This is a genomic window from Bifidobacterium catulorum (assembly GCF_003129925.1).
GTDB classification, from domain to species: Bacteria; Actinomycetota; Actinomycetes; order Actinomycetales; family Bifidobacteriaceae; genus Galliscardovia; species Galliscardovia catulorum.
Genome location: NZ_QFFN01000001.1, coordinates 21,051 through 39,980 on the forward strand (window position 1 = coordinate 21,051; position 18,930 = coordinate 39,980).

Below are 18,930 nucleotides of genomic sequence, written 5' to 3' on the forward strand. Positions count from 1 at the left end.
TGATAATATCTAAATGTCGAAACACTTAAACATTTAGACATCTGAACATAAGGAGAACGTTATGCCGGCAACGAGCGCATTGAACGTAGCCAAACCATTGACCCTGCCCTGTGGGGTGACAGTGAAGAATCGATTCTACAAATCGGCCATGAACGAGGCGCTCGCCGGCCGGGATTGCGCGCCCACCGAGGAACACGTGAAGCTATACCATCGCTGGGCGATGGGCGGGGCCGGCGTGCTGGTCACCGGCAACGTGATGGTCGACCGCACACAGCTGGGCGAGCCGGGCAACGTGGCCATCGAGGACGAGCGTGACCTCAACATGTTGCGCCGCTGGGCCAAGGCCGGCACCTGCAACGGCGCGCACTGCTGGATGCAGATCAATCACCCCGGGCGTCAGTCGCCGGCCACCATCAACCCGCATCCGTACGCGCCCAGCGCCGGCGCGTTGGACGGCGACTACGCGCGGTTCTTCGCCCCGCCGCGCGAGCTGACCGTGGCGCAGATTCACGACATCGTCCGCCGCTTTGCCGCCACGTCCGGCATCGCCAAGAAGGCCGGATTTACGGGCGTGGAGATTCATGCGGCGCACGGCTACCTCATCAACCAGTTCCTGTCCCCGCTCGACAATCGTCGCACGGACGAATACGGCGGCAGTCTGGAAAACCGAGCGCGATTCCTGTTCGAAGTGGTTGCCGCAGTGCGCGAGGCGGTGGGCCCGAAGTTCCCGGTCGCGGTGAAGATCAACTCCAGTGATGTGCCCATCGCGGCGAAAGTCAACGCGCCTGACGGGGTGCCCGGCGGGTTCGACGAAGAGGAATCTATCTGGGTGATTCAGCGGCTGGCCGACATGGGCGTGGACCTCATCGACATCTCCGGCGGCACTCTGGAAAAGCCCGTGATTCAAACCACTACCGGAGCCAAGGAAGATGAGCGGAGAGGTGTGTACTTCACCGCTTTTGCCCAGCGTATCAAGGGTATGGTTGATACCCCAATCGCTCTGACCGGCGGATTCCGCAGCGCCTCCGATATGGAGACCGCTTTGGAGAGCGGCATCACGCAGATGATCGGTATCGCGCGGCCACTTGTGGTGCGCCCGAACCTGCCCAACCTCATCATGTACGGCAACTGGCGCGCGCCGGTGCGACTGCCTTGGGTGACGACCGGAATCAAGGCGCTTGACAAGGCGTTCGGCGGCGTGCTGGTCATCAGCTGGTTCGAACTGCAGATGAATCGTATCGGGCGCGGCAAGGAGCCTGACCCGCGCATCGGCGGCATGCGCGCGCTGCTGTTCGTACTGAAACAGCACGGCATGGGTGCTCTGGCCCCGCGCCGGCGCAAAGGCCATCAGTGAATCGCGAAAACCGGGTTGCATGCGGCAGACGGTATCCAAGGCAAGAGCCTCTCGTCCGGCGTTCGGCCGCCGTCGTTGGCCGCGATGATACTGGAGACCATGAAGCTCGGGCGGCGGCCAAGAGCGAGGTTGAGAAAGAGGTAGCGGCGTGACGTTTGATAATAGGCCAGACAGTGCGGCGGCGGCAGGCCGCGAGTCATGTGACCAGCCGATCAGGAGCTTGGAAATCCTCAACCAGTGCATTCCGCTGTTCGAGACGCTGAAGGATCCGAACCGGCAGCAGTTGCTGGTGCAGTTGGTGTGCCATGGTCCGCAGACGGTGGGGGAGCTGGCCGAATCGTCGGCATTGTCCCGCACGGCCGTGTCACATCACATCAAACTGCTGGAGCAAGCCGGATTCATCGATATCAGTAAAGACGCCACTCGCCGCATCTGTTCGGTGCGTGCGGATCGGTGGCTGCCGCTGCTCGATGAGTTGTCTTCCGCTTTGAAGACCGACCTTGCGGCGGCGGAGCGAGAACGGATCGGAAAGTAACACTTTCCGGTTCCGGATTCGTTCCTTCTTATCTACATTTTCAGGATACCCATGCGCGAGCTATGCCTTAACGCGCCTTCATACCCGTATCGTCGCGATCTTGCATGTCTCTGTGCATATATCGGCTGGCTGTCAAAAGCATGCGAGGTTCCAATCAAGGAGATTCCTTCATATGTCCTCATTCCTGTACCGGCTTGGTCGGGCGATGTCTCGTCGGCGACGCACCGTATTCGTCACATGGTTGCTCATTCTTGTGCTGGCGATTACTTCGATGTCGGCGCTTGCCAAGGGAACCAACGACGAGTTCGCCATTCCTGGTTCTGAGTCGCAAAGTGCACTCGACCACCTGAAGCATGTCTTCCCGGAGGTATCGGGCACATCAGCTCAGATTGTTGTAGTCACGCCTGACGGCGAATCCGTCGATACGCCCGAGAATCGTGAGGCCATCGGTAGGTTGTCTCAACGGATCGGCGGCTACGATCAGGTCGCATTGGCTGCCGACCCGTTCTCGGACACGGTAAAGGATGCGGTATCCGAGGATGGTCATGCCGCGATTATCGCTATCCAGTTCGAAGTTGCCGTCAACGAGCTCAAACCCGAGATCAAGGCCAAACTCGAATCGGACGGTGAACAACTTCGTCGGAGTCTCGGCCACGGCATCGCCGTCCATGTCGGAGGCAGCGCGTTCAGCAACGCCATTCCCTCACTGTCTCCCACAGAGGGGCTGGGCCTGATTATCGCGCTCATCGTGCTGCTGCTCACGTTCGGTTCGATGATCGCAGCGGGCATGCCGTTGCTCACCGCGATCATCGGTGTCGGCGTTGCCGTGGCATCCATCTACGCCATGACCGCTTGGGCGACCATCTCGTCCACCGCGCCCATGCTGGCGGTGATGCTTGGTCTGGCGGTCGGCATTGATTATGCGCTGTTCCTGATCTCGCGTCATCGCGATCAGATGGCACAAGGGCTGGATGTAGAAGAGTCGATTGCGCGTGCGGTTGCGACTGCGGGATCGGCCGTGATTTTCGCCGGATTGACCGTTGTGATTGCTCTGCTGGGACTGTCGGTTGCCGGCATCCCCTTCCTGACGACGATGGGGCTGTCGGCGGCGTTCGGAGTGGTCGTAGCGGTGGCCGTGGCGGAAACACTCGTTCCGGCGTTGATGGCGTTCGCGGGAGACCGTCTGCGTCCCAAGGCCGCCGACGGCGATTCCCGGCACCGCTCCCGCAACCGGTTCGCCCGTTTCTGGGTGCGTGTGGTCACCGCTAAGCCGCTGATCACCTTGATGGCGATTGTCGCGGCACTGGCCGCCATGGCCGTTCCCGCAACTCAGCTGCGACTGGCGTTACCGGACAACGGCGTCGAGGAGTCGGGCACGCCGGCCCGCAGCGCCTACGACGCGATCGCCGAACATTTCGGACCGGGCTTCAACGGGCCGCTTATCGTTACGGCGGATGTCATACAAAGCAGCAATCCGATTGGACTGGTGAACGATCTGGCTGACGACATACGCGACATTCCAGGCGTCAAATCTGTTCCGCTCGCCACCCCCAATCCCAAAGGAGACACGGGCATCATCCAAATCGTGCCGGAAACCGGCCCCTCCGACCCACGCACCGAACAGCTTGTACGCACCTTGCGCGACAAAGAAGCGTATTTCAACGACAAATACGACACGACCACGGCCGTCACAGGCATCACCGCCGTGGCAATTGATGTGTCGTCCAAGCTCGGCAACGCGCTGCTGCCGTTCGGCATACTGGTCGCCGGACTGTCACTGGTGCTGCTCGCCATGGTGTTCCGTTCGATATGGGTGCCGGTCAAGGCCACCGTCGGATATCTGCTGTCGGTGCTGGCCGCGTTCGGCGCCACCTCGTGGGTGTTTCAGCTCGGCCATGGGGCGGATCTGATCCATGTGCAGCGCGTGGGCGCTATCATCAGTTTCCTGCCGATCATCCTCATGGGCGTGCTCTTCGGTCTGGCCATGGATTACGAGGTGTTCCTCGTTTCGCGCATCCGCGAACACTACGCCCATCATGGCGATGCGAAAGCCGCCATCACCGAGGGCTTCGCGGCGGCGAGCAAGGTCGTGGTGGCCGCCGCAACAATCATGTTCGCCGTGTTCGCCGCGTTCATTCCGGAGGGTTCCGCCACCATCAAACCGATAGCGTTCTCACTGGCCGTGGGTGTATTCGTCGACGCGTTCGTGATCCGACTGACTCTTGTGCCAGCCGTGCTCGCCTTGCTCGGCAAACGCGCTTGGCATCTGCCGGCCGCAATCGACCGCAGCCTGCCGGTGTTCGATGCCGAAGGTGACGGTCTGTCGCAGGAGCTCCGCTTGAAGGACTGGCCTTCCCCCGACTCGCATGAATCAATCAGTGCCGCCGGGCTATCCGCGGATGATGATCGCGGCGTCCCCTTGTTCGAGAATCTCGACCTGCATGTGCCCGATGGCGGTGTGCTCGTGATCGAGGGTGCCGGTGTCAGCGGCAAATCGGCGTTGCTCTACACACTGTCCGGTCGCGTCACGACATTCCGCGGCGATCTCAAAGTGCTCGGACAGACGTTGCCGCAGCATGTGCGCGCGGTTCGTTCGACCGTCGCCCTGATCGGATGCGCTAACCTTCCCGGTCCGCTTGACGCCATCGAACAGGCACTGGCCGACCATGCCGGCATCATCTTCCTCGACGACGCCGACGCGGTCCTCTATCCCAACGCCCGCAACAGGTTGCGGAAATTGCTTGCAACCAGAACGGCCGGATCATCCCCCGTCACCTATGTGATGACCTGCCAGAACGCCGGCCAGCTCGCCGACATCCTACCTTCAGACGGCGTGAGGATACTCTCTCTAGACGCCGAATCCTCCAAATACCGTGCATAACGTCACCGAACGCCAAGGAGCTGCAACCATGTCCCTGATTCCCGAATCCGTGAGCGCATCGCTTACGCCCATCTCTGCATCCCAAGACGGAAAACGTCTCACCTTGCGTACATGGCTGGCAATCGTGTTGATTCCCGTGCTCATAATGGCCCTGTGTACAAGCGCCTTCCTGCATCCTGGAACGAACCATGGCACGGCCCGGGCCGCTGTCGTCAACAATGACGAACCGGTCACCGTCGACGGGCAGATTCTGCCGTTGGGGCGACAACTGGCCGGTCAGCTCACGCACGCCGATGATTCCGCCTACACATGGGTGCTCACGAACGGAGACGACGCCGACAAGGGTCTGGCCAGCGGAACATATGCCGCGAAGGTGACGATTCCGAAGAACTTCTCCGAATCGATTGCCGCGACCGCCAAAGCCACCACAACGGGAGATGCAGCTAAGGTCGCACAAGGATTGGTACGTCTCGACGCATCCACGGCATCCGGCGTACTCGATCCCGCTGCCAGCGGCGCCTCGGCGCACAACGTCCGCACCGAGCTCGACGACATGATTCTCACCACATATCTGGAGAACATCTACTCCGGCTTCAATACCTTGCATGACGGCATCTCTTCAGCCGCCGGCGGCGCGAAAGACTTGCATGACGGAACATCCCAGCTTACGAAGGGCATCGATCAGCTCTCCGACGGCAGCGGCAAGCTCGTCACCGGTTCCGACCAGCTCGCCGACGGACTTGAGGATGCGGCGAAACAGACCGAAACACTACCCGATTCCACACAACAGCTGGCCGATGGCGCGCAACAGGTAGCCGATGGCAATCGACAGATTGCCAGAACCGTGGCACCGATGGCTGACCGGGCTGTCAGCACGATCGACGCAACGCCATCCGCCAACAGCCTCCTCGACCAAATCCAGCCGCTGGCGCAACAGTGCAGAGACGACAACGCTCCGGACGATTTGTGCGCCGGTCTCGAAGAGGCCCTGTCCAATGCCCGGACCGTTGCCCAAAGCATTGACGTCGCCAAGACCGACGCCAAAACTGTCATCAGCACCGCACGCGACTCCGTGAACCGGCTCGCAGACGGATCGCAGCAGGTCGCCGATGGCGCCAAACGGCTCGCGGGCGCCGCGCCCGCACTGCAGTCCGGCATCGCCTCCGCGGCAACCGGAGCCCGTCAGCTTGCAGACGGTGCCGCCGCTCTCGACACCGGAATCACCCAGCTGGGCGGCGGAGCCGACAAACTCGACAATGGGACCAAACAACTCGCGGACGGCCTTGGCGACGCTCTCGAGAAGATACCGACCTTCAGCCAATACGCGCGCGACAAACTCGCGGATACTGCGGCCCAGCCCAGCCGCATTGACGTATCCGCGCCGTCCATCGGCGTCATGGCGATCACGTTCCTGGCCACGTTGGCGCTCTGGGGTCTGGCCATAGCCACTTACGTCTTCACTCGCGCCCTACCCGCGGATATCCTGATTTCCCGTGAGCCAACGTGGAAAATGGTGGTCAAAGCCATCCTTCCCGGTACATTGATGGCGGTTACGGGGGCCGCAGTCATTGGAGTATTGGTATGGGTTGCACTGGGGCTTGACGTGGGGAAGGGACTCGCCTTGCTGACGGCATCGCTTGTCGTTGCATTCACCTTCGGTTCCATCAATCAGGCGCTGGTAGGCAGTTTCGGGCATTCGGGCCGCATTGGTTCGATGCTGATGATGGCATTGACCGTGGCCACCGGTGTGATCTCCACGATTCCCGGATGGCTCGCCGGCGTCGTCCCGCTTCTGCCCACCCATGCCGCGACGGCGATTCTACGCGGTGTCGTCACCGGTGGCGGCATCACCGCCGCTCCTATCGGCACGCTCGTCACTTGGTGGCTGGCCGGATTCGCAATCTGTGTCATCATGACCGCACGCCGCCGGATGCTCGATCCGCGCCAGCTGCGTCCTCGCACGGTGACGGAGGAGCACGCATGATAGTGTCGGGGACCGGTGTCGCAGACATTCCTCGATATTGCGCTACCGCTACGGAGCAAACCAATAGATGTCTGCTGCCGATGCTTCGCCTCATAAGAGATCGCACCGATCCGCGTCGAACCGAACGACACCGCCGAAACTCACGGCCTTGCTTAGCACAGTGTCAGCGACATCAGGCTAGAATTGGCGCTGGATGTTCGTATCGCATCAAGAGCTATCGAAACAGGGAGCGAGGAGCACTACCGTGACAGACATCAGGAATCGGGCCGCCGTGCTGGGCAAACCCATCTCGCACTCGCTGTCGCCGCTCATCCACAACACCGCATATCGCGCGATGGGCTTGGATGATTGGTTCTACGACAGCCATGAGGTCGATGAAAGCTCCCTTGCCGACTTCATCAGCGAACTCGACTCCAGCTGGCACGGCCTGAGCCTCACCATGCCTCTGAAGAAGGCCATCATGCCGATGGGGGAGCCGTCGAACCGGTGGGCGGAGAAGCTCGACGTGGCCAATACCGCCATATTCGACTGGTCGAGAGGGGGCGGGACCCCGGTCATCCGTCTTTACAACACGGACGTGGCGGGCATCAACCTGGCGCTGACCAACGCCATCGCGCACGATGGACGACGCGTTCCCGACGCCATCGCAGGCAACGGCATGGTCATCGGCAGCGGGTCGACCGCCGTCTCGGCCATCGCGGCGTTGTCGACCATGCAGATCCAGCACGTGACCATAGCCGCGCGTCGTCCCGAAAAGGCGCATGCCCTCGCGCCCGTGGCTCAGGGGTTCGGCATGAGCGTCGACGTCATCGCCATGCGCCAGATAGCCGAGGCCGTGCAGGACATGCGCATCATCGTCAGCACGATTCCCTCCCATGCGGCTGATCCCACCGCCATGAGTCTGACTCGGCTGTCCGCGGGATCGGCCCCGGGCGTGCTGCTCGATGTGGTGTACGCCCCCCGTCCATCCGAACTGATCCGGGCGTGGCGGAGCCTCGGGGGACTGGCCATCGGAGGTGAGGAGATGCTGCTGTATCAGGCCATCCCGCAGATCGTATACATGACCGGGACCGATTTCGACGACCTTCCGTCGAATCTCGACTCGACCATCAGAACGGCTTTGGAAGAGGTGCTGTGATGAATACTGAAGCCAACGTCGCCGGCGGGGCCGGCGAATCCCCCCAGCCCGCCGACTCCTTCGAGGTGCTGCTGATCACGGGCATGTCCGGTGCCGGCCGTTCCCGCGCCGCCGACAGCGTGGAGGACATGGGCTGGTACGTGGTCGACAACCTGCCGCCGAACCTGCTCGTCCCCCTGGTCGACATGATGACGTCCTCGGGGTCCAAGGTCCATAAGCTCGCGGCGGTGATCGACGTGCGCTCCCGGGCCTACTTCGACGACCTCGCCCAGGTGTTCAGCCATCTCGACGACCTTGGGGTGAAATACCGCATACTGTTCCTGGACGCGGCGGACGATGTGCTCATCCAGAGATACGAGTCCGTGCGCAGGCCCCATCCGCTGCAGCACGGGCGACGCCTCATCGACGGCATCGAGGAGGAGCGCACGCTGCTGTCGAACCTCAAGGAGCGGGCCGACGTGGTCATCGACACCTCGTCGCTCAGCATCCACGAGCTTTCCACCAAACTGTACGATGCGCTGCTCGGCACCGGTCCCACCACCGTGGCGGTCCATATCTTCAGCTTCGGTTTCAAGTACGGGGTGCCGTTGGACGCCGATTTTGTGGCCGATGTCCGGTTCCTGCCCAACCCGTTCTGGGTCCCGCAGCTGCGCGAGCTCAACGGCAACGACAAGCCGGTGAGCGACTATGTGCTCTCCAGTGACGGGGCCGTCCGGTTCCTTGATTCGTATGCCGCGGCGATACTGACCGCCATCCAGGGATACTCCCGGGAGGACAAGCACTTCGTGACGATCGCGGTCGGATGCACCGGTGGCCAGCACCGATCCGTGGCGATGAGCAATGCGTTGGCCGAGCGTTTGCGTTCACAAGGGCTCAACGTCACCGTTTCCGCCCGTGAGCTGAAGAAGCATCGCTGAAACCCCGCAGTCCGGATCTTCGGCGGAGTTGGTGCGTGACATCATCTCATATCCTGAAATCCCAAGTCGAAACGGGGATGACACCCCCGGTTTTGTCCACCTGATTAGGTAACACAGATAGCCGGTACACATGTTGTCTCCCCGTGGGAATAAGGCCGTGCAACCGATATTGAAGCTGTACAACTTAAAGGAGGTTAGCTCTTGGCTCTGGTAGATGAAGTCAAAAGCGAACTGGCCGCAATAGATGACGAACTGCCTGCAGCCAAGAAGGCCCAGGCGGCCGCCATGATTCGCTTCGGCGGCGGTCTTCACCTTATCCAACGTCATATCGTGGTGGAAAGCCAGTTTGATTCGTTGGCATCAGCTCAGTGGCTGCAACGTACCATTCAGGAGGTGTACGGCCATGAGGCCGACCTGATCAAGGTCGCGCGCAAGACCCCGACCGGCATCGTCGAACGGTATTCCGTCCGCGTGCTCAAGGCCGGAGGCGCCCTTGCCCTGCAGTCGGGACTGCTCGACCGCCGCAAGCGCCCCGTCCGGGGCCTGCCCGCGGAGATCGTCTCCGGCAACATCGCGCAGATCAAGGCCGCTTGGCGCGGTGCCTTCCTCGCACACGGTGAACTATCCGACCCGGGCAAGGCCAGCTATCTGGAGATCATCTGCCCCGGCTCGGAGGCGGCATTGGCCCTCGTCGGCGCGGCGCGCCGACTCGGCATCTCCGCCAAGCCCCGTCAGGTACGCAGCTCCGAACGCGTGACGCTGCGCGACCCCGACGTCATCGAGCGGATGCTCACACTCATGGGGGCGTCCCGTACCGCACGTGAATGGAGCGGCAAGCGCAACGACGGCGAATATCGCGGCAAGGCCAACCGTCTGGCCAATTTCGACGACGCCAACATGCGTCGCAGCGCCAAGGCCGCGGTGGAGGCCAGCGAGAAGGTGCAGAAGGCGTTCAAGATTCTGGGCGACGACATTCCCGAGAACCTTCGTGCGGCCGGACAGCTCAGGCTCGACCATCGAGACGCCAGTCTGGAGGAGCTCGGCCGGCTCGCAGACCCGCCCGTCACCAAGGACGCCATCGCAGGCCGCATCCGCCGTCTGCTGCAGCTCGCCAACAAGGTCGAGAAGCAGCGCGCCGAGGCCGATCAGAACCAGTAGGCATGGGTGCGCCTCCGCGTTCCCGGTCCGCGGGTCCGTGTGATGACATCCCCGCTCCGAAAGCCGCTGATTATCCGTTTGACAAGGTAAGATGCAAGTGGCGCAAGCAGATGCGAGCATCTTCGTGGGAATCGTCAACCGTCGTTCCGGCGTAGCGCCGCAGCAGGAAAGGATATCAATGAAAACTCTCAAGGATCTCGGAAATCTCCAGGGCAAGCGCGTGCTGGTCCGTGCTGATTTCAACGTTCCGCTTGATGGCACCACCATCACCGACGATGGCCGTATCAAGGCTGCTCTGCCTACGATCAAGGCTCTGCGCGAGCAGGGCGCCAAGGTCATTCTGATGGCCCACCTCGGCCGCCCGAAGGGCAAGGTCGTTCCCGAACTCAGCCTCGCTCCTGTTGCCAAGCGTCTGGGCGAGCTGCTCGGCGTCAACGTCGAGCTCGCCAAGGACACCTACGGCGAGGACGCCCAGGCCAAGGTCGCCGCACTGAAGGACGGCGACGTCGTGCTTCTGGAGAACGTCCGCTTCAACCCGGAGGAGACCAGCAAGGACGAGTCCGTCCGCGAACCGTACGCCAAGAAGATCGCCGCACTGGGCGATGTGTTCGTCTCCGACGGCTTCGGCGTCGTACACCGCGCTCAGGGCTCCAACTACGATGTGGCCAAGGACCTGCCCGCCGCCGCCGGTCTGCTCGTCGAGAAGGAGGTCAAGGCCCTCTCCAAGGCCACCGACGCCGCCGAGCACCCGCTGACCGCCGTCCTCGGTGGTGCCAAGGTCGCCGACAAGCTCGGCGTCATCTCCAACCTTCTGGGCAAGGTCGACCGCCTCATCATCGGCGGCGGCATGGCCTACACCTTCCTCAAGGCCCAGGGCTACGAGGTCGGCAACTCCCTGCTTGACGAAAGCAAGATCGAGACCGTCAAGGAATACATGGAGACCGCCAAGAAGAACGGCGTCGAGCTCCTGCTCCCCGTCGACGTGGTCGTCAACCCCGGCTTCCCGGCCGGTGACGACGCGGTCATCGACCCCAAGACCGTCGCCATCGACGCCATCCCGTCCGACGAGGAGGCTCTGGACATCGGTCCGGAGACCCGCAAGCTCTTCCACGACAAGATCGTCGATTCCAAGACCGTCGTATGGAACGGCCCGATGGGCGTGTTCGAGGTCCCGACCTTCGCCGAAGGCACCAAGGCCGTGGCCGAGGCGCTGGTCGACGCCACGCACGCCGGCGCGTTCACCATCGTCGGCGGCGGCGACTCCGCAGCGGCCGTGCGCAACCTCGGCTTCCCGGAGGACGGCTTCTCGCACATCTCCACCGGTGGCGGCGCCTCCCTTGAGTTCCTTGAGGGCAAGACCCTGCCGGGCCTGAGCGTCCTCGACTGATCATCCCATCATTCCCGGCTCCCGCCCCGCCATCGTCATAGGGGCGGGAGCCGGCTCCTTGCGTAAGGATCTCCATGACTCGCATTCCCGTGGTCGCCGGCAACTGGAAGATGAACTTCAACCATCTTGAAGCAACGTATTTCGTGCAGAAGCTTGCCTGGACGCTACGCGATGCCCATTTCGACTTCAAACGCTGCGAAGTGACGCTCATGCCGCCGTTCACTTCGATTCGCAGCGTGCAGGTGCTCATCGAGGCCGACAGACTTAAACTCACCTATGGGGCGCAGACCGTGTCCGTCACCAATCAGGGCGCCTTCACCGGCGACGTCTCCGCCGACATGCTTGCCAGTCTTGGCTGCACCTATGTCATCGTCGGTCATTCGGAACGACGCAAATACCATCCCGAAGACGATGCCAACATCGTCGATCAGGTGAGGGCCGTATTGGCTGCGGGCATGAAGCCCATCCTGTGTGTGGGAGAGAGCTTCGAGGAACGACGGCAGGGCATCGAGCTCGAATTCGCCGTCGGACAGGTGCAGGATGTCATCCGCGACCTCTCCGACAAGGAGGCCGAGCAGATGCTCATCGCCTATGAACCCGTTTGGGCCATCGGCACCGGCATGGTCGCGACTCCCGAATCGGCGCAACAGGCTGCAGCGGCGATTCGCTCCCATCTCGGCGAAGTCTACGGACAGGATGTCGCCGACCGCATCCGTATCCTGTACGGAGGATCGGTCAACTCCTCCAAGGCGACGCAGCTCATGGAGGATGGGCCGGACATCGACGGGTTCCTGGTCGGGGGAGCGGCCCTCGACGCCGACGAATTCGCCACCATCGCAAGGCTTACCGCCAAGGCGGCCAAGGCGCGGCGATGACGCCATCCATCATCGACTTTATCCCGAGCATGGAGTATCGTAAGTACGAGTCAAACGACCGGAGGTAACCGTGGCCATTGTCAAGATCATTCTTGAAATCATCGTCGTCATCGCCAGCATCCTGCTGACCCTGCTGATCCTTATGCATAAGGGCAAGGGCGGCGGCCTCTCCGATATGTTCGGCGGTGGACTGACCGCAAACGCCGGAACCTCAGGCGTCGCCGAGAAGAATCTGAATCGTCTGACCATCATCGTCGCCCTTATCTGGGTCGCCATTATCATCGCATTGGGATTGATGGCCAAGTACAATCTCATCTGAGCAAATCTTCTGCATCAGGTTTTCAGCCCGCGGATTGCGCACCGCGGGTTTTTTCTTTTGCCAACGAGGCGGTCCTACCGCCGGTTCCGAACTTGTATAGAGGAGCACAGGAGAATGATGTCCGATGAACGATTCCGTATGATTGTAGCCGATCTCGACGGCACGTTGCTCCATGACGGGGATACCTTCGAGAGAAGATTCATCACCGAACGCACCATCAGGACCATCATCCGCATGCATGACGACTTGGGGGTGAAGTTCGCCATAGCCACCGCGCGTCCGGTCAGTACGGCCATGCGGTTCGTCAGCCGGCTGCCGGTCGACGCATGCGTATATCTCAACGGCGCATTGGTGGATTTCGATCCGGCACGATCAAACGAGCGAATGCTGACAAGTGGACAGATGCCCGATGACGGGCATCTGATGAAGATTGGTTTTCCCTCCCGTCGAGCCTGCGAGGTATGCAGAACCATTCTCGACGTGCTTCCCGATGTCAGAATCGGCATTGTGATGAACGACGTCAGATACACGAACTTCGATGTGCGTACGATGTGGAAGACCCAGAGTTTTCGGTATACCGATTTCACCGATGTTCCGGATGGCATCGCCGATAAGATCATCATCCTGCCGCAGGCGGAGCAATGGGATGTTTTGCGGCCGCTGATTCCATCCGATTTCACGGTCAGCATCAGCGAGGGGGTCATGTGGATGCTGATGAATCCGTCGGCGAACAAGGAACATGCGTTGAACCTGCTGGGCGAAAGAATGCACATTCCAATGGACTCGATCGCGTCATTCGGCGACGACCTCATCGACGTGCGGATGCTTGAACTGTCCGGCAGGGGAGTTGCGGTGGCGAACGCCAATCCGAGGGTGCTGGCCATCGCCGATGAGATTTGCCCGGCAAACAACGAGGATGGGGTAGCACAGTGGATCGAACGGAACTTCAACCTGTAGCGATCAAGTTTTTCGCCAAGTTTCGCAATAAGGGAAACTGGTTTTAGAACACTACGTAGTTTACGGATTGAATACCCCCTAATATATCTATGTAGTATCCATCGGAAGTTCAATATTGAACATTTGTGGCTGGACGCGGATGCGGACGCAGGGGACACTGGTCGTCCCTGGTGCCGCGCCGATGATGTGCGGATCGCAGATGGGTGGTATAGTCGTTTCCAATTGAACATTGAACTTTGTCTTGAACCATAAGGAGAGCTATGGGTGAGGCATCTTTCGCATCCAGACTGAACTACGCCATGGCGTTACGTCATATGAAGCAGATCGATTTCGTGCATGCCGCAGCCGCGGCCAACGTCAAGCTCGGGAAAAGCCATGTCAGCCAATACGCCAGCGGCAAGACCACGCCCCGACCGGACATCATGCGATTCCTCGCCGATACGCTGGGCGTCCGCGAGGACTGGCTCGCCGGCGGGGACGCCCCGATGGAACGGGCCGAACAGGCGGGCGACGCCGGCGTACCGGCCGTCAGAACATCGGAATCCGATGGATTGAACCCCATGGAAACCGAACGGAAGACCATCACAGAGCCGAAAGGACAGGCAATGCGTCGCTTCACCAAATCAACCAAACTCGACAACGTGCTGTACGACGTCCGTGGACCGGTCGTCGACGAAGCCGCGCGCATGGAGGCCACCGGCACGCACGTCCTCAAACTCAACATCGGCAACCCGGCCCCGTTCGGGTTCAGAACCCCGGACGAGGTCATATACGACATGGCCCACCAGCTGCCGGAATGCGAGGGGTATTCCGCGTCCAAGGGCCTGTTCTCCGCGCGCAAGGCCATCATGCAGTACTCCCAGCTGAAGAACCTGCCCAACGTCTCCATCGAGGACATCTACACCGGCAACGGGGTGAGCGAGCTCATCAACCTCTCGATGTCCGCCCTGCTCGACAACGGCGACGAGGTGCTCATCCCCAGCCCCGACTACCCGTTGTGGACGGCCTGCGTGAACCTGGCGGGCGGCACGGCCGTGCACTACCTGTGCGACGAGCAGGCCGAATGGTATCCGGACATCGACGACATGCGGGTCAAGATCACCGACCGCACCAAGGCGATCGTGGTCATCAATCCGAACAACCCCACCGGCGCGCTGTATCCCAGGGAGGTGCTACAGCAGATCGTGGACCTCGCCCGCGAGCACCAGCTCATGATCTTCTCCGATGAGATCTACGACCGTCTGGTCATGGATGGTATGCAGCACATATCTATCGCGTCGCTTGCACCAGACCTGTTCTGTGTAACATTCTCCGGATTGTCGAAGTCCCACATGATCGCCGGATACCGTGTGGGCTGGATGGTGCTGAGCGGCAACAAGAACGTGGCGAGGGACTATATCGAAGGCATCAACATGCTCACGAACATGCGCATATGCTCGAACGTTCCGGCCCAATCCATCGTGCAGACCGCTCTCGGTGGGCATCAGAGCGTCAACGACTACATCATCCCCGGCGGACGCATCTATGAGCAGCGCGATTACATCTACAATGCGTTGAACTCCATTCCGGGCGTGACCGCGGTCAAACCGAAGGCGGCCTTCTACATCTTCCCCAAACTCGATGTGAAGAAGTTCAACATCTCCGACGACGAGCAGTTCGCGCTTGACCTGCTGCATGACGAGCGGATTCTCATCACCCGGGGAGGTGGGTTCAACTGGCATGAACCCGACCATTTCCGCATCGTCTACCTCCCCCGCATCGAAGTGCTCAAGGACGCCACCGACAAACTCGCCGACTTCCTCAGCTACTACAGGCAGTAGACGGACGGTGATCGTGGGATGCGTCGGGTGTCCCCACAAGACAACAAGGCTTTGGTCCTCTCTCGGGACCAAAGCCTTGTTATGTCATCTAGGCTTATGGGTCATCGATGAACGTCGATAGCCCATGACGGTAGGGAATCTCAGGCGTTGACGCGGTCGATGCCGGACTGCACGTCGGCGAGGACGGAATCCCAGGACTTGATGAAGGCGGCGACGCCGTCGGCCTCAAGCTTGTCGGTGACGTCCTTGAGGTTGATGCCCAGCTCGGCCAGCTTGTTGATGATGGCGTGGGACTCCTCGTAGGTGCCTTCGATGGACGGAGCGCCATCGCCGTGATCGGCCAGGGCGTTCAGCGTCTTCTCGGGCATGGTGTTGACGATGTGCTTCGCGACGAGCTCGTCGACGTACTTGCAGTCGGAGTAGGCCGGGTTCTTGGTACCGGTGGAGGCCCACAGCGGACGCTGGACCTTGGCGCCCTTGGCGGCGAGGTCGGCCCAACGCGGGTCGGAGGCGAACTTCTTCTCGAAGAGTTCGTATGCGAGGCGAGCGTTGGCGACGGCGGCCTTGCCCTCAAGGGCCTTGGCCTCGTCGGAGCCGTTGGCTTCGAGCAGTTTGTCGACCGCGGTGTCCACGCGGGACACGAAGAAGGAGGCGACGGAGCCGATGTGCTTGAGGTCGTGGCCGTTGGCGGCGGCCTGGGCGATGCCCTCGATGTAGGCGTCGATGACCTGCTCGTAGCGTTCAAGCGAGAAGATCAGGGTGACGTTGACGGAGATGCCCTTGGCCAGGGTGGCGGTGATGGCCGGCAGGCCTTCGAGGGTCGCCGGGATCTTGATCATCGCGTTCGGACGGTTGACCTTCTCCCACAGCTCGACAGCCTGCTTCTCGGTGGCTTCGGTCTCGTGGGCGAGACGGGGGTCGACCTCGATGGAGACGCGGCCGTCGACGAAGTCGGTGGCTTCGGCGATCTCGCGGAAGATGTCGGTGGCGTTGCGCACATCGGTGGTGGTGAGCTCGCGCACTGCGGTCTCGACGTCGACCTTGCCCAGCTCCTTGAGCTGCTCGTCGTACGGTCCGACCTGGCTCAGGGCCTTCTGGAAGATGGACGGGTTGGTGGTGACGCCGACCACGTTCTTGTTGGCGATGAGGTCCTGCAGGGAGCCGGACTCGATGCGGGAGCGGGACAGGTCGTCCAGCCAGATGGAAACGCCGTTGTCGGACGTGCGCTGAGTTGCTTCAGTCATTTCATTTCTCCTTGATGAAATCTCGCCCCGGGCCCCTTCCCGTGCAATCGAGGGGAGCATGTCCGTTCGGAACCGGGGGAGTGGGCTTGACTGCTCCCCCGGTTCGGGTATGAACCCGCGTGCTCCCCTCGGGAAAGGGGACCCACATTCATTTGTCGGTTGATGTCGGAATCAGGCCGCCTGAACCTCGGCGATGGACGCCTTGGCCGCCTCGACCACGTGATCGGCGGTGATGCCGAGGTCGACGAGGTTCTGGGCGCCGTCACCCTGCAGGCCGAACTGCTCGATGGAGACGGGCTTGCCGTAGGAGCCGAGGTACTTGTACCAAGGCATCGCCACGCCGGCCTCGACGGACACGCGGGCCTTCACGGCGGACGGAAGCACGGCCTCCTTGTATTCGGCGTCCTGCTCCTCGAACCATTCGAACGACGGGACGGAGACCACGCGGGCCTTCACGCCGTCGGCGGCGAGCGTCTTGGCCGCCTCGACCGCGAGCTGGACCTCGGAGCCGGAGCCCATGAGGATGACGTCCGGGGTGCCTTCGGAGTCGACGAGCACGTAGGCGCCCTTCCTCACGCCCTCCTTGGCCTTCTCGGCGGTCTCGGCGAGCACCGGGAGGCCCTGTCGGGACAGCACCATGGCGGTGGGCAGCGTGTTCTTCTTCTCGAAGAAGTGACGGTACGCCTCGGCCGTCTCGAAGGCGTCGGCGGGGCGTACGACCTCAAGCTGCGGCATGGCGCGGAAGGATGCGAGGTGCTCGACCGGCTGGTGGGTCGGGCCGTCCTCGCCGACGGCGACGGAATCGTGCGTCCACACGTACAGGTTCGGGATCTCCATGAGGGCGGCCAGACGGACGGCGGAGCGCTCGTAGTCGGAGAACATGAAGAAGGTGCCGCCGAACGGGCGGGTGTGGGATCCGAGGAGGATGCCGTTGGTGATGCATCCCATGGCGAACTCGCGGACGCCGAAGTGCAGCTGGCGGCCGAACTCGTTGCAGACCGGCCACTGCTTGGTGGCGCACTCCTCGGGCGCGAAGGTGGCGGCACCCTTGAGATCGGTCTTGTTGGAGCCGCCAAGGTCTGCGGAGCCGCCCCAGAACTCCGGCATGACGGAGGCGATGGCGTTGAGGACGGAACCGGAGGCGCCGCGGGTGGCGACCTTCTTGCCGACCTCGAAGGTGGCTTCGAGGTCGTCGATGGCCTTGTCGAAGCCTTCGGGCAGCTCTCCGGCCTTCAGACGGTCGTAGAGGGCCGCCTTGTCCGGGTTGGCCTTGCGCCAGGCTTCGAACTTCTCGTCCCAGGCGGCGTGCGCGGCAAGGCCGCGGTCGGCGACCTTGCGGGCGTGGGCAAGCGCCTCCTCGTCGATCTGGAAGCTACGCTCGGGGTCGTAGCCGAGCAGCTTCTTGAGGCCGGCGACGGCCTCGGCGCCCAGCTTGGAGCCGTGGGAGGAGGGGTCGTTGGTCTTGCCCGGGGTCGGCCACGCGATCAGGGAGTGGACCTTGATGAGCTTCGGCTGGTCGGGCGCGGACTTCTCTGCCTTGGCGATGACCTCGGCCAGGCCCTCGACGTCCTCCTTGTAGGAGCCGTCGGGCTGGATGAAGCTGAATTCGTCGGTGTACCAGCCGTAGGCCTGGAAGCGCTTGAGCACATCCTCGGCGAGCACCAGGTTGGTGTCGCCTTCGATCTGGATGCGGTTGGCGTCGAAGATCACGGTCAGGTTGCCGAGCTTCTGGTTGGCGGCGAGGGCGGCGGCTTCGCCGGAGATGCCCTCCTCGATGTCGCCTTCACCGCAGATGGCCCAGATCTTGTGGTAGAACGGGGACTCCTCCTTCGGGGTCTCCGGGTCGAGCAGGCCGCGCTGGAAGCGTTCGCCGTAGGCGAAGCCGATGGCGGAGGCGAAGCCCTGGCCCAGCGGGCCCGTGGTCATCTCGATGCCCGGGGTCAGGCCGTATTCGGGGTGTCCCGGGGTGCGGGTGTCGGCGCCGCCGCGGAAGTGCTTGAGGTCGTCGAGCGTCAGTCCGTAGCCGGAGAAGTACAGCTGCACGTACTGGGTGAGCGAGGCGTGGCCGCCGGAAAGGATGAAGCGATCTCGACCCTCCCAATTGGGATCGTTCGGATCATGCTTGATGAAGTGCTGATAAAGGGTGTAGGCGATGGGCGCCAGCGAGACGGGGGAACCGGGGTGGCCGCTTCCGGCGTTCTCGACCGCATCGGCCGAAAGAACCTTGGCCATCTTGATGGCGCGCTCGTCCAGTTCGGTCTCCTTGAATTCGGTCATGGATCAACTTTCCTTCCAATCGGATGGAACCAACGCGCACGTTCAAATTTGTGAGCGTAAACAACATACGCTTTCCAATCGGAA

Annotated in this window: 14 protein-coding genes; 12 read left to right on the forward strand and 2 right to left on the reverse strand. The window is 61.9% G+C overall.

All coding sequences use genetic code 11. The annotated features are described in order from the left end of the window. The first annotated feature begins 61 nt into the window (after positions 1-61). The 12 genes from DF200_RS00090 to DF200_RS00150 all read left to right on the forward strand — a co-directional run bounded on the left by DF200_RS00090 (position 62) and on the right by DF200_RS00150 (position 15,325). Positions 62-1,354 carry an NADH:flavin oxidoreductase/NADH oxidase family protein gene (locus DF200_RS00090; protein ID WP_109136276.1) on the forward strand — a complete coding sequence of 431 codons (1,293 nt, stop codon included), beginning with the start codon at positions 62-64 and terminating at the stop codon, positions 1,352-1,354. A 148-nt stretch (positions 1,355-1,502) separates the two neighbouring features. Then, positions 1,503-1,889 (forward strand): ArsR/SmtB family transcription factor, encoded by a 387-nt coding sequence (locus tag DF200_RS00100; RefSeq protein WP_109136278.1) that lies wholly within the window; start codon positions 1,503-1,505, stop codon positions 1,887-1,889. Beyond that, entirely contained in the window at positions 1,855-4,770 is a 2,916-nt protein-coding gene (locus DF200_RS00105) for an MMPL family transporter (RefSeq protein ID WP_241520050.1), read from the forward strand. The genes DF200_RS00100 and DF200_RS00105 overlap by 35 nt, the downstream gene beginning before the upstream one ends. 28 nt (positions 4,771-4,798) lie before the next feature. Further along, a complete protein-coding gene (locus DF200_RS00110) occupies positions 4,799-6,754 on the forward strand; it encodes a YhgE/Pip domain-containing protein (RefSeq protein WP_109136280.1) in 1,956 nt (651 codons plus the stop codon). A gap of 244 nt (positions 6,755-6,998) precedes the next feature. Next, positions 6,999-7,892: a shikimate dehydrogenase gene (locus DF200_RS00115; RefSeq protein ID WP_109136281.1), complete on the forward strand. Its 894-nt coding sequence runs from the start codon at positions 6,999-7,001 to the stop codon at positions 7,890-7,892. After that, positions 7,892-8,809, forward strand: coding sequence for an RNase adapter RapZ (gene rapZ, locus DF200_RS00120; protein WP_109136282.1), 918 nt, complete (start codon positions 7,892-7,894; stop codon positions 8,807-8,809). The genes DF200_RS00115 and rapZ overlap by 1 nt, the downstream gene beginning before the upstream one ends. 201 nt (positions 8,810-9,010) lie before the next feature. Then, complete coding sequence (whiA, locus tag DF200_RS00125; RefSeq protein WP_109136283.1) at positions 9,011-9,967, forward strand: DNA-binding protein WhiA; 957 nt, start codon at positions 9,011-9,013, stop codon at positions 9,965-9,967. A gap of 178 nt (positions 9,968-10,145) precedes the next feature. Beyond that, positions 10,146-11,354: a phosphoglycerate kinase gene (locus DF200_RS00130; protein ID WP_109136284.1), complete on the forward strand. Its 1,209-nt coding sequence runs from the start codon at positions 10,146-10,148 to the stop codon at positions 11,352-11,354. A 68-nt stretch (positions 11,355-11,422) separates the two neighbouring features. Continuing rightward, a complete protein-coding gene (tpiA, locus tag DF200_RS00135; protein ID WP_193903084.1) occupies positions 11,423-12,229 on the forward strand; it encodes a triose-phosphate isomerase in 807 nt (268 codons plus the stop codon). Positions 12,230-12,299: 70 nt separating this feature from the next. After that, positions 12,300-12,548: a preprotein translocase subunit SecG gene (gene secG / locus DF200_RS00140; RefSeq protein ID WP_109136286.1), complete on the forward strand. Its 249-nt coding sequence runs from the start codon at positions 12,300-12,302 to the stop codon at positions 12,546-12,548. Between the two features lie 117 nt (positions 12,549-12,665). Further along, on the forward strand, positions 12,666-13,505 hold the full coding sequence (locus DF200_RS00145) for an HAD family hydrolase (protein ID WP_170112460.1): 840 nt from the start codon (positions 12,666-12,668) through the stop codon (positions 13,503-13,505). Positions 13,506-13,765: 260 nt separating this feature from the next. Continuing rightward, entirely contained in the window at positions 13,766-15,325 is a 1,560-nt protein-coding gene (locus DF200_RS00150) for an aminotransferase class I/II-fold pyridoxal phosphate-dependent enzyme (protein WP_109136288.1), read from the forward strand. Between the two features lie 140 nt (positions 15,326-15,465). On the opposite strand, the gene tal is transcribed toward DF200_RS00150, so the two are convergent. Continuing rightward, complete coding sequence (gene tal / locus DF200_RS00155; RefSeq protein WP_109136289.1) at positions 15,466-16,569, reverse strand: transaldolase; 1,104 nt, start codon at positions 16,567-16,569, stop codon at positions 15,466-15,468. Between the two features lie 171 nt (positions 16,570-16,740). Continuing rightward, positions 16,741-18,846: a transketolase gene (gene tkt / locus DF200_RS00160; protein ID WP_109136290.1), complete on the reverse strand. Its 2,106-nt coding sequence runs from the start codon at positions 18,844-18,846 to the stop codon at positions 16,741-16,743. Positions 18,847-18,930: the final 84 nt, after the last annotated feature.

Coding starts and splice junctions, on each gene's coding strand:
- DF200_RS00090 (WP_109136276.1), top strand. CDS start 62: ATGCCGGCAACGAGCGCATTGAACGTAGCCAAACCATTGACCCTGCCC.
- DF200_RS00110 (WP_109136280.1), top strand. CDS start 4,799: ATGTCCCTGATTCCCGAATCCGTGAGCGCATCGCTTACGCCCATCTCT.
- rapZ (WP_109136282.1), top strand. CDS start 7,892: ATGAATACTGAAGCCAACGTCGCCGGCGGGGCCGGCGAATCCCCCCAG.
- DF200_RS00130 (WP_109136284.1), top strand. CDS start 10,146: ATGAAAACTCTCAAGGATCTCGGAAATCTCCAGGGCAAGCGCGTGCTG.
- DF200_RS00145 (WP_170112460.1), top strand. CDS start 12,666: ATGTCCGATGAACGATTCCGTATGATTGTAGCCGATCTCGACGGCACG.
- DF200_RS00150 (WP_109136288.1), top strand. CDS start 13,766: ATGGGTGAGGCATCTTTCGCATCCAGACTGAACTACGCCATGGCGTTA.
- tal (WP_109136289.1), bottom strand. CDS start 16,569: ATGACTGAAGCAACTCAGCGCACGTCCGACAACGGCGTTTCCATCTGG.
- tkt (WP_109136290.1), bottom strand. CDS start 18,846: ATGACCGAATTCAAGGAGACCGAACTGGACGAGCGCGCCATCAAGATG.